The organism is Clostridium sp. CM041 (assembly GCF_055081035.1).
On the sequence record NZ_CM143648.1, the window covers coordinates 2,629,546 to 2,642,105 of the forward strand.

The 12,560-nt window shown below is 43.3% G+C and carries 2 protein-coding genes, 6 tRNA genes and 6 rRNA genes; all 14 read left to right on the plus strand.

The features are described from left to right. The first annotated feature begins 49 nt into the window (after positions 1–49). The 14 genes from ACWJJT_RS12380 (at position 50) to ACWJJT_RS12445 (ending at position 12,442) form a co-directional block, all read left to right on the plus strand. Positions 50–125: transfer RNA gene (locus ACWJJT_RS12380), tRNA-Ala, on the plus strand. 6 nt (positions 126–131) lie between these two features. Further along, a tRNA-Ile gene (locus tag ACWJJT_RS12385) sits at positions 132–208 on the plus strand. A gap of 133 nt (positions 209–341) precedes the next feature. Beyond that, positions 342–3,267, plus strand: a 23S ribosomal RNA gene (locus tag ACWJJT_RS12390). 131 nt (positions 3,268–3,398) lie between these two features. Then, positions 3,399–3,515, plus strand: a 5S ribosomal RNA gene (gene rrf, locus ACWJJT_RS12395). Between the two features lie 5 nt (positions 3,516–3,520). Then, positions 3,521–3,595: transfer RNA gene (locus ACWJJT_RS12400), tRNA-Asn, on the plus strand. A gap of 39 nt (positions 3,596–3,634) precedes the next feature. Continuing rightward, positions 3,635–3,751 (plus strand): 5S ribosomal RNA (gene rrf / locus ACWJJT_RS12405). Between the two features lie 6 nt (positions 3,752–3,757). After that, a tRNA-Ile gene (locus ACWJJT_RS12410) sits at positions 3,758–3,834 on the plus strand. A gap of 5 nt (positions 3,835–3,839) precedes the next feature. Next, a tRNA-Ala gene (locus ACWJJT_RS12415) sits at positions 3,840–3,915 on the plus strand. A gap of 685 nt (positions 3,916–4,600) precedes the next feature. Continuing rightward, positions 4,601–6,119, plus strand: a 16S ribosomal RNA gene (locus ACWJJT_RS12420). A 291-nt stretch (positions 6,120–6,410) separates the two neighbouring features. After that, positions 6,411–9,336 (plus strand): 23S ribosomal RNA (locus tag ACWJJT_RS12425). A gap of 131 nt (positions 9,337–9,467) precedes the next feature. Further along, positions 9,468–9,584, plus strand: a 5S ribosomal RNA gene (rrf, locus tag ACWJJT_RS12430). The 16S, 23S and 5S rRNA genes sit together here with 6 tRNA genes alongside, the layout of an rRNA operon. 5 nt (positions 9,585–9,589) lie before the next feature. After that, positions 9,590–9,664: transfer RNA gene (locus ACWJJT_RS12435), tRNA-Asn, on the plus strand. A gap of 275 nt (positions 9,665–9,939) precedes the next feature. Beyond that, positions 9,940–12,018, plus strand: coding sequence for an elongation factor G (gene fusA, locus ACWJJT_RS12440; protein ID WP_462954913.1), 2,079 nt, complete (start codon positions 9,940–9,942; stop codon positions 12,016–12,018). A 187-nt stretch (positions 12,019–12,205) separates the two neighbouring features. Next, positions 12,206–12,442, plus strand: a complete 237-nt coding sequence (locus ACWJJT_RS12445) for a hypothetical protein (protein ID WP_216302346.1) — start codon at positions 12,206–12,208, stop codon at positions 12,440–12,442. The last annotated feature ends 118 nt before the right edge of the window (positions 12,443–12,560 follow it).

Genomic DNA, 12,560 nt, shown 5'->3' on the forward strand with positions numbered 1-12,560 from the left:
CTAATTTCAGTTAACTCTTAGGAGTTAACTGATGAATAGTTTTTCTAATGGGGGTATAGCTCAGCTGGGAGAGCACCTGCCTTGCACGCAGGGGGTCAAGAGTTCGATTCTCTTTATCTCCACCATTAAATGGGCCTATAGCTCAGCTGGTTAGAGCGCACGCCTGATAAGCGTGAGGTCGATGGTTCGAGTCCATTTAGGCCCACCATTTATGTTCTTTGAAAATTGCACAGTGAAAAAAGTTGTTTTAAAAAAATTAAAGCTACGCAAGTAGTTTATAAATTGATTTAATACAATTTCGCAAAATTAATATAACCGTCTATGTAAATAGACAGAATCAAGGTCAAGCTACAAAGGGCGCATGGCGAATGCCTTGGCACTAGGAGCCGAAGAAGGACGCGTTAAGCTGCGATAAGCTTTGGGTAGGCGCAAATAGCCTGTGATCCAAAGATTTCCGAATGGGGGAACCCACATAGTAACAACTATGTACTGCATACTGAATAAATAGGTATGCAGAGGTAGACCCGGGGAACTGAAACATCTAAGTACCCGGAGGAAGAGAAAGAAATATCGATTTCCTAAGTAGCGGCGAGCGAAAGGGAAAGAGCCCAAACCCAGGTCTTTGACCTGGGGGTTGAGGATAGATCATAAATACTGCAATTCCTTAATTGAAGATAGCTGGAAAGCTGCTCCGCAGAAGGTAATAGGCCTGTAAATGAAAAGGAAAAACAGTCAGATCTAATCCAGAGTACCACGAGACACGTGAAACCTTGTGGGAAGCTGGGAGGACCACCTCCCAAGGCTAAATACTACCTAGTGACCGATAGTGAAGAAGTACCGTGAGGGAAAGGTGAAAAGAACCCCGGAAGGGGAGTGAAATAGAACCTGAAACCGTGTGCCTACAACCGGTCGAAGCACTTTATATGTGTGACGGCGTGCTTTTTGTAGAACGAGCCAACGAGTTACGATATGTAGCAAGGTTAAGTACTTAAGGTACGGAGCCGAAGGGAAACCAAGTCTGAATAGGGCGCATAGTTGCATGTCGTAGACCCGAAACCGGGTGACCTATCCATGGCCAGGATGAAGCGGAAGTAAAATTCCGTGGAGGTCCGAACCACGTTGGTGTTGAAAAACCATGGGATGAGCTGTGGATAGCGGAGAAATTCCAATCGAACTCGGAGATAGCTGGTTCTCCTCGAAATAGCTTTAGGGCTAGCGTCGATTAATTGAGTAATGGAGGTAGAGCACTGAATGGGCTAGGGGCTGACAACAGTTACTGAACCCTATCAAACTCCGAATGCCATATACTTTTATTTCGGCAGTCAGACTGCGAATGATAAGATCCGTAGTCAAAAGGGAAACAGCCCAGACCATCAGCTAAGGTCCCAAAGTGTAAGTTAAGTGGAAAAGGATGTGGGATTTCTAAGACAACTAGGATGTTGGCTCAGAAGCAGCCACTCATTTAAAGAGTGCGTAATAGCTCACTAGTCAAGAGATCCTGCGCCGAAGATGTCCGGGGCTAAAACTTACCACCGAAGCTATGGGTGTACACAATTGTGTACGCGGTAGAGGAGCTTTCTGTACTGGCTGAAGTCATACCGTAAGGAGTGGTGGACGGTACAGAAGTGAGAATGTTGGCATGAGTAGCGAGAGTTAAGTGAGAATCTTAACGGTCGAAAACCTAAGGTTTCCTGAGGAAGGCTCGTCCTCTCAGGGTTAGTCGGGACCTAAGCCGAGGCCGAAAGGCGTAGGTGATGGACAATCGGTTGATATTCCGATACCACCAATGGACGTTATTAGAAATGGGATGACGCAGGAGGATAAGATGTGCACACTATTGGATGTGTGTCTAAGCATTTAGGCGGAGCAGACAGGCAAATCCGTTTGCTCTTAACGCTGAGATGTGATGGGGAAGGGAATTTATTCCCGAAGTATCTGATTCCACGCTGCCAAGAAAAGTCTCTATCGAGGATATTGGTGCCCGTACCGCAAACCGACACAGGTAGGTGAGGAGAGAATCCTAAGACCATCGGAAGAATTGTTGTTAAGGAACTCGGCAAATTGACCCCGTAACTTCGGGAGAAGGGGTGCCTACGAAAGTAGGTCGCAGAGAATAGGCCCAAGCAACTGTTTAGCAAAAACACAGGTCTCTGCTAAAGCGAAAGCTGATGTATAGGGGCTGACGCCTGCCCGGTGCTGGAAGGTTAAGGGGATTAGTTAGCGCAAGCGAGGCTATGAACTTAAGCCCCAGTAAACGGCGGCCGTAACTATAACGGTCCTAAGGTAGCGAAATTCCTTGTCGGGTAAGTTCCGACCCGCACGAATGGCGTAATGATTTGGGCACTGTCTCAACAACACATCCGGCGAAATTGTAGTGCAAGTGAAGATGCTTGCTACCCGCGATTGGACGGAAAGACCCCGTAGAGCTTTACTGTAGCTTAGCATTGAATTTCGGTATTGTCTGTACAGGATAGGTGGGAGACTGAGAAACATGGGCGTCAGCCTGTGTGGAGTCATCCTTGGGATACCACCCTGACAGTACTGAGGTTCTAACTGGAGGCCATGAATCTGGTCACAGGACATTGTTAGGTGGGCAGTTTGACTGGGGCGGTCGCCTCCAAAAAAGTAACGGAGGCGCCCAAAGGTTCCCTCAGCGCGGTTGGAAATCGCGCGAAGAGTGCAAAGGCAGAAGGGAGCCTGACTGCGACACTTACAAGTGGAGCAGGGACGAAAGTCGGGCTTAGTGATCCGGTGGTACCTCGTGGGAGGGCCATCGCTCAACGGATAAAAGCTACCTCGGGGATAACAGGCTGATCTCCCCCAAGAGTCCACATCGACGGGGAGGTTTGGCACCTCGATGTCGGCTCGTCGCATCCTGGGGCTGAAGTAGGTCCCAAGGGTTGGGCTGTTCGCCCATTAAAGCGGCACGCGAGCTGGGTTCAGAACGTCGTGAGACAGTTCGGTCCCTATCCGTCGCGGGCGTAGGAAATTTGAAGGGAGCTGTCCTTAGTACGAGAGGACCGGGATGGACAAACCTCTGGTGCACCAGTTGTCACGCCAGTGGCATCGCTGGGTAGCTATGTTTGGAAGGGATAAACGCTGAAAGCATCTAAGCGTGAAGCCCACCCTGAGATGAGATTTCCCATAACGCGTGTTTTTAACACAAGTTAGTAAGACTCCTGGAAGACCACCAGGTTGATAGGTTAGAGGTGTAAGCATGGTAACATGTTCAGCTGACTAATACTAATAAGTCGAGGGCTTGACCTAAATATATAATTAGAAATAACGCGATAATTCTTCCGCAGGAACTATTTTTTTCGTAAGAAAGAAACTAAGCTTCTGACAAAGGAAGAAGCTTAATTCACTGTGCAATTTTGAGAGAATATTTATTTTCTCAATCTAGTGATTATGGCATGAAGGTAACACCCGTTCCCATACCGAACACGAAGGTTAAGCTTCAATGCGCCGATGGTACTGCAGGGGTGACCTTGTGGAAGAGTAGGTTGTCGCTAGGTAATGTTCCGCGATAGCTCAACGGTGGAGCACTCGGCTGTTAACCGATAGGTTGAAGGTTCAAATCCTTTTCGCGGAGCCATTTTTTTAAATATAATAACATATGACGGATATTAATAAATCTGGTGATTATGGCATGAAGGTAACACCCGTTCCCATACCGAACACGAAGGTTAAGCTTCAATGCGCCGATGGTACTGCAGGGGTGACCTTGTGGAAGAGTAGGTTGTCGCCAGGTAAACATGGATCTTTAGCTCAGCTGGTTAGAGCTACCGGCTCATAACCGGTCGGTCCGGGGTTCGAGTCCCTGAAGGTCCACCATATGTGGGGATATAGCTCAGCTGGGAGAGCACCTGCCTTGCACGCAGGGGGTCAAGGGTTCGATTCCCTTTATCTCCACCAAAGAACAGTCCAATATGGGCTGTTTTTTTTGTGGAGATAAATAAGTTGTTAGTAAAAAAACTGGGTTAAATCATCTCCTGTGCAGCGGTTGATTTTATTCCAAGATTGCAGCTCCGCAGGAGATGATTTAAGTGGATTATTAATGTTGTTAGTAATTCTAAATATAAAAATTCTTAATAACGTTTATAAATAAATGAATTAAATGCTTAAATACAAACAATTTCTTATATACTTGACCATGCGTGTCAATACATATAAAACAAAGGATTATAATGAAACAATGAGGAAATCGAGAATAACGTGAATATATAACAAAAAAAATAAATATACAACTTTATTATTATGATAGAATACTCCTTGTCGTCACAAACAAGTGGCAAGATAATCTAACTATTGATAACTATTTAATATATTTTCAAATGAAAATAATTTTTAAAAAGTTGTTGACAAAACAAGAAATACCTAGTAGAATAGTAGAAGTCGTCACATGATGACAAAGCAAGTTGGTCTTTGAAAATTAAACAGAGAAATAGGTAAAGATAGCGAAATAATATTTCGTTAAACCAGTTAATTACTTTAGTATAAAGTAAAATTTAGTCGTAAGACTAAAAGTATGTAATGAGCTTGCGAATCAACTTAACAGTTGTCGCAGATTAATCATTTCAACTAAAAAAGTGTAAACTTTTAAATTGAGAGTTTGATCCTGGCTCAGGACGAACGCTGGCGGCGTGCCTAACACATGCAAGTCGAGCGATGAAACCTTTCGGGGTGGATTAGCGGCGGACGGGTGAGTAACACGTGGGTAACCTGCCTCAAAGAGGGGAATAGCCTCCCGAAAGGGAGATTAATACCGCATAATATGTTTTGGTCGCATGATCGAAACATCAAAGGATTTTTCTTTTAGAAAATTCCACTTTGAGATGGACCCGCGGCGCATTAGCTAGTTGGTGAGGTAACGGCTCACCAAGGCGACGATGCGTAGCCGACCTGAGAGGGTGATCGGCCACATTGGAACTGAGACACGGTCCAGACTCCTACGGGAGGCAGCAGTGGGGAATATTGCGCAATGGGGGAAACCCTGACGCAGCAACGCCGCGTGAATGATGAAGGCCTTCGGGTTGTAAAGTTCTGTCTTCTGGGACGATAATGACGGTACCAGAGGAGGAAGCCACGGCTAACTACGTGCCAGCAGCCGCGGTAATACGTAGGTGGCAAGCGTTGTCCGGATTTACTGGGCGTAAAGGATGCGTAGGCGGACATTTAAGTCAGATGTGAAATACCCGAGCTTAACTTGGGTGCTGCATTTGAAACTGGGTGTCTAGAGTGCAGGAGAGGTAAGTGGAATTCCTAGTGTAGCGGTGAAATGCGTAGAGATTAGGAAGAACACCAGTGGCGAAGGCGACTTACTGGACTGTAACTGACGCTGAGGCATGAAAGCGTGGGGAGCAAACAGGATTAGATACCCTGGTAGTCCACGCCGTAAACGATGAATACTAGGTGTCGGGGGTCGAACCTCGGTGCCGCCGTTAACACATTAAGTATTCCGCCTGGGGAGTACGATCGCAAGATTAAAACTCAAAGGAATTGACGGGGGCCCGCACAAGCAGCGGAGCATGTGGTTTAATTCGAAGCAACGCGAAGAACCTTACCTAGACTTGACATCCCCTGCATAACCCAGAGATGGGCGAAGTCCTTCGGGACAGGGTGACAGGTGGTGCATGGTTGTCGTCAGCTCGTGTCGTGAGATGTTGGGTTAAGTCCCGCAACGAGCGCAACCCTTATCATTAGTTGCTACCATTAAGTTGAGCACTCTAGTGAGACTGCCCGGGTTAACCGGGAGGAAGGTGGGGATGACGTCAAATCATCATGCCCCTTATGTCTAGGGCTACACACGTGCTACAATGGTGAGTACAAAGAGATGCAAGACCGCAAGGTGGAGCCAAACTCAAAAACTCATCCCAGTTCGGATTGTAGGCTGCAACTCGCCTACATGAAGCCGGAGTTGCTAGTAATCGCGAATCAGCATGTCGCGGTGAATACGTTCCCGGGCCTTGTACACACCGCCCGTCACACCATGAGAGTTGGTAACACCCGAAGTCCGTGAGGTAACCGTAAGGAGCCAGCGGCCGAAGGTGGGATTGATGATTGGGGTGAAGTCGTAACAAGGTAGCCGTAGGAGAACCTGCGGCTGGATCACCTCCTTTCTAGGGAGTAGATGTATTGACTTCGGTCGATGCAATAGAAGAATATTAATTTGTTCTTCAAAAATATCTATTGTAATTAATCGTACCTAGTTCTCTGTTTAATTTTGAGAGACTAATTTTATCTAACTCTTAGGAGTTAGATAATGAATAGTTTTTCTAAAATGTTCTTTGAAAATTGCACAGTGAAAAAAGTTGTTTTAAAAAAATTAAAGCTACGCGAGTAGTTTATAAATTGATTTAATACAATTTCGCAAAATTAATATAATCGTCTATGTAAATAGACAGAATCAAGGTCAAGCTACAAAGGGCGCATGGCGAATGCCTTGGCACTAGGAGCCGAAGAAGGACGCGTTAAGCTGCGATAAGCTTTGGGTAGGCGCAAATAGCCTGTGATCCAAAGATTTCCGAATGGGGGAACCCACATAGTAACAACTATGTACTGCATACTGAATAAATAGGTATGCAGAGGTAGACCCGGGGAACTGAAACATCTAAGTACCCGGAGGAAGAGAAAGAAATATCGATTTCCTAAGTAGCGGCGAGCGAAAGGGAAAGAGCCCAAACCCAGGTCTTTGACCTGGGGGTTGAGGATAGATCATAAATACTGCAATTCCTTAATTGAAGATAGCTGGAAAGCTGCTCCGCAGAAGGTAATAGGCCTGTAAATGAAAAGGAAAAACAGTCAGATCTAATCCAGAGTACCACGAGACACGTGAAACCTTGTGGGAAGCTGGGAGGACCACCTCCCAAGGCTAAATACTACCTAGTGACCGATAGTGAAGAAGTACCGTGAGGGAAAGGTGAAAAGAACCCCGGAAGGGGAGTGAAATAGAACCTGAAACCGTGTGCCTACAACCGGTCGAAGCACTTTATATGTGTGACGGCGTGCTTTTTGTAGAACGAGCCAACGAGTTACGATATGTAGCAAGGTTAAGTACTTAAGGTACGGAGCCGAAGGGAAACCAAGTCTGAATAGGGCGCATAGTTGCATGTCGTAGACCCGAAACCGGGTGACCTATCCATGGCCAGGATGAAGCGGAAGTAAAATTCCGTGGAGGTCCGAACCACGTTGGTGTTGAAAAACCATGGGATGAGCTGTGGATAGCGGAGAAATTCCAATCGAACTCGGAGATAGCTGGTTCTCCTCGAAATAGCTTTAGGGCTAGCGTCGATTAATTGAGTAATGGAGGTAGAGCACTGAATGGGCTAGGGGCTGACAACAGTTACTGAACCCTATCAAACTCCGAATGCCATATACTTTTATTTCGGCAGTCAGACTGCGAATGATAAGATCCGTAGTCAAAAGGGAAACAGCCCAGACCATCAGCTAAGGTCCCAAAGTGTAAGTTAAGTGGAAAAGGATGTGGGATTTCTAAGACAACTAGGATGTTGGCTCAGAAGCAGCCACTCATTTAAAGAGTGCGTAATAGCTCACTAGTCAAGAGATCCTGCGCCGAAGATGTCCGGGGCTAAAACTTACCACCGAAGCTATGGGTGTACACAATTGTGTACGCGGTAGAGGAGCTTTCTGTACTGGCTGAAGTCATACCGTAAGGAGTGGTGGACGGTACAGAAGTGAGAATGTTGGCATGAGTAGCGAGAGTTAAGTGAGAATCTTAACGGTCGAAAACCTAAGGTTTCCTGAGGAAGGCTCGTCCTCTCAGGGTTAGTCGGGACCTAAGCCGAGGCCGAAAGGCGTAGGTGATGGACAATCGGTTGATATTCCGATACCACCAATGGACGTTATTAGAAATGGGATGACGCAGGAGGATAAGATGTGCACACTATTGGATGTGTGTCTAAGCATTTAGGCGGAGCAAGCAGGCAAATCCGTTTGCTCTTAACGCTGAGATGTGATGGGGAAGGGAATTTATTCCTGAAGTATCTGATTCCACGCTGCCAAGAAAAGTCTCTATCGAGGATATTGGTGCCCGTACCGCAAACCGACACAGGTAGGTGAGGAGAGAATCCTAAGACCATCGGAAGAATTGTTGTTAAGGAACTCGGCAAATTGACCCCGTAACTTCGGGAGAAGGGGTGCCTACGAAAGTAGGTCGCAGAGAATAGGCCCAAGCAACTGTTTAGCAAAAACACAGGTCTCTGCTAAAGCGAAAGCTGATGTATAGGGGCTGACGCCTGCCCGGTGCTGGAAGGTTAAGGGGATTAGTTAGCGCAAGCGAGGCTATGAACTTAAGCCCCAGTAAACGGCGGCCGTAACTATAACGGTCCTAAGGTAGCGAAATTCCTTGTCGGGTAAGTTCCGACCCGCACGAATGGCGTAATGATTTGGGCACTGTCTCAACAACACATCCGGCGAAATTGTAGTGCAAGTGAAGATGCTTGCTACCCGCGATTGGACGGAAAGACCCCGTAGAGCTTTACTGTAGCTTAGCATTGAATTTCGGTATTGTCTGTACAGGATAGGTGGGAGACTGAGAAACATGGGCGTCAGCCTGTGTGGAGTCATCCTTGGGATACCACCCTGACAGTACTGAGGTTCTAACTGGAGGCCATGAATCTGGTCACAGGACATTGTTAGGTGGGCAGTTTGACTGGGGCGGTCGCCTCCAAAAAAGTAACGGAGGCGCCCAAAGGTTCCCTCAGCGCGGTTGGAAATCGCGCGAAGAGTGCAAAGGCAGAAGGGAGCCTGACTGCGACACTTACAAGTGGAGCAGGGACGAAAGTCGGGCTTAGTGATCCGGTGGTACCTCGTGGGAGGGCCATCGCTCAACGGATAAAAGCTACCTCGGGGATAACAGGCTGATCTCCCCCAAGAGTCCACATCGACGGGGAGGTTTGGCACCTCGATGTCGGCTCGTCGCATCCTGGGGCTGAAGTAGGTCCCAAGGGTTGGGCTGTTCGCCCATTAAAGCGGCACGCGAGCTGGGTTCAGAACGTCGTGAGACAGTTCGGTCCCTATCCGTCGCGGGCGTAGGAAATTTGAAGGGAGCTGTCCTTAGTACGAGAGGACCGGGATGGACAAACCTCTGGTGCACCAGTTGTCACGCCAGTGGCATCGCTGGGTAGCTATGTTTGGAAGGGATAAACGCTGAAAGCATCTAAGCGTGAAGCCCACCCTGAGATGAGATTTCCCATAACGCGTGTTTTTAACACAAGTTAGTAAGACTCCTGGAAGACCACCAGGTTGATAGGTTAGAGGTGTAAGCATGGTAACATGTTCAGCTGACTAATACTAATAAGTCGAGGGCTTGACCTAAATATATAATTAGAAATAACGCGATAATTCTTCCGCAGGAACTATTTTTTTCGTAAGAAAGAAACTAAGCTTCTGACAAAGGAAGAAGCTTAATTCACTGTGCAATTTTGAGAGAATATTTATTTTCTCAATCTAGTGATTATGGCATGAAGGTAACACCCGTTCCCATACCGAACACGAAGGTTAAGCTTCAATGCGCCGATGGTACTGCAGGGGTGACCTTGTGGAAGAGTAGGTTGTCGCTAGGTAATGTTCCGCGATAGCTCAACGGTGGAGCACTCGGCTGTTAACCGATAGGTTGAAGGTTCAAATCCTTTTCGCGGAGCCATTTTTATTTAAAGTATATAAAGCTAATTATTAGCTTTTTTTTATTTTTTGAAAAATTAAATAAATAATATACAAATTTTAAAAAATAGATATGAGCTTTAGTAATAACTTATATTTAGTTTAAATATATAATTAAGTATCAATAAATTTATTTTATTGATACTTTTATCTTTTTTAGAAAGTAATAATTATAAAATTCAGCTATATACAAAGGCTTTTTATTTAAAGGTAGAATATATGAATATATATCTAACGAAAAGCTAGGAGGTATCGTATATGAAAGAATATATAAGCAAAAATCTAAGAAATATAGGAATTGTTGGGCATAGTGGTTCAGGAAAAACCACATTAATGGAATCAATATTATATTACACTAAAGCTATAGATAGATTCGGAAAAGTTAATGATGGTACTACAATTAGTGATTACGATATTGAAGAGAAGAAAAGAAAAACATCTATTTCTACGTCGGTGGCTTTAAGTGAATGGGAAAATATAAAATTAAATTTAGTAGATATGCCTGGATATTTTGATTATGAAGGAGAAATGATTGAGGGGCTAAGAGCTGTAGATATGGCAATGATAACTGTTTGCGGGGTATCAGGTATAGAAGTTGGAACTGAGAAGGCTTGGGAATATATCAATGACCATAAGCTACCTAGAGCATTTTTTATTAATAAGCTAGATAGGGAAAATAGTAATTTTCAAGTTGCTTTGCAGCAGATAAAAGAAAAGTTTGGAATATCTGCAGTGCCAATTCAGTATCCTATAGGTAGTGAAGAAAATTTTAACGGCGTAATAAATATCATATCTAGAAGGGCTCAAATATTTAATCCCAAAACACAGGAAATGGAAGATAGTGATATTCCAGAAGAATTAATAGGTAAAGTAGATGAGTGTAAACAGATGGTTATGGAAGCCGTTGCTGAAACAGATGAAGTTCTATTAGAAAAATATTTCAATGAGGGTTCTATAAGTGAAGAAGAAATATATCAAGGTCTTATAAAAGGAGCTTCTATGGGAGAAATTACACCTATAATGTGTGGATCTGCTTTACTTGGTATAGGAATGAATACATTGCTAGAAGATATCGTTGAATGCTTCCCTTCTCCAATTGAAACAACTATGTACATTGCAAAGGATATGAAAAACAATAAATATACGCAAGTCAAAATTGATGATATGGGTCAATTCTCAGCATTAGTATTTAAAACTATTGCAGATCCTTTTGTAGGTAAATTATCTATGTTCCGTGTTATTACTGGAAAAGCTAAAAGTGACACAATAGTATATAATACTAATAAAAATAAAGAAGAAAAAATAGGTGCTATGTATTTTTTAAAAGGAAAACAACAATTTCAAACTCGAGAAATTGAAGCAGGGGATATAGGTGCAGTTGCAAAACTTCAATGCACGACTACTGGAGATACTCTTTGTGATAGAGCGAAACTAATAATGTTTGATACTATGGAGTTCCCACAACCAGTTTTTTCAAGAGCTATTGTAACTAAATCAAAAGGTGATGAAGATAAAATATCTAATGGATTAACAAAATTGTTAGAAGAAGATCCCACATTCTCAATATCTAGGAGCACGGAAAATGCACAAACTATAATCTCAGGATTAGGATCTACCCACTTGGAGGTTATAGTTAGTAAATTGAAAAATAAATTTGGAGTTGAAGTATCATTAGAAATTCCAAAGATTGCTTATAGAGAAACAATTAAAAAAACTTCTGATGTCCAAGGAAAACATAAAAAGCAATCTGGAGGGCATGGCCAGTATGGTGATGTAAAGATTAAATTTGAGCCTAGAATAGACGGTGCAGATGATTTAGAATTTATTGATGCAGTGGTTGGTGGAACGGTTCCAAGACAGTATATACCTGCTGTTGAAAAAGGGTTAAGGGAATGCATTAGACATGGCGTACTTGGAGGATTCCCAGTTATAAGGCTTAAAACAACGTTACATGATGGTTCGTATCATGCTGTAGATTCTTCTGAAATGGCATTTAAAATGGCGGCATCGTTAGCTTACAAGAAGGGTCTTAAGGAATCAGATCCTGTTTTATTAGAACCAATTATGCATGTGGAGGTCACATGTCCAGAGGACTATATGGGCGATATTATTACGGATATAAGCAAGAAAAGAGGTAGAATTTTGGGGATGGAGTCTGTTGAAAGAGGTCAGAAAGTCATAGGAGAAGTACCTCAATCAGAATTATTTGATTATGCAACAGATTTACGCTCAATGACTGGTGCTAGGGCAAATTTTAGAGTCAAGTTTGAAAGATATGAAGAAGTGCCTCAGGATGGAATTGATAAAATAATCGAAGCTAGCAAGAACATGGAATAGTATAAAATAAAGAAATAAAACCATAGGTAGCTACGGTTTTATTTCTTTGTTTTAACGGGATTTCAGAATGATTTAATTATGAATTTTTAGGTATAGAAAAAGAATAAAAGTAAATTATGATAAATGTGCATATTCTGATCAAAATTACAAAACCTATTGTTAAATATAGTAAAGAGGGGAGAATTAAATGTCTGAATATAAATTAGACATTCCTGGAGAAATTAACTTAAGTGATTACAGTAGCATTCATGATTATATGGGCATAATAGAGCGAAATGATAAGTTCACAATTATTTCAAAAATGAAAAATGCTGATGAAATGAAAATATTATGTGAAATGTTGGAAAATAATTCTTTTACCGTTGTAACACAAGGAGATAAAGAAAATGGCAAGTATTATATCACATCGCAAAAGGGAAGGTAAGGAGGAAATTAAGGGCAGTTATGTAAGTGAGCTATTTACATAATATATTTAACAAGGACATCGCTATTAATGTTTGAATATTTTTAAAAAGCAAATTAGGAAATAAAACTTCCGAAAT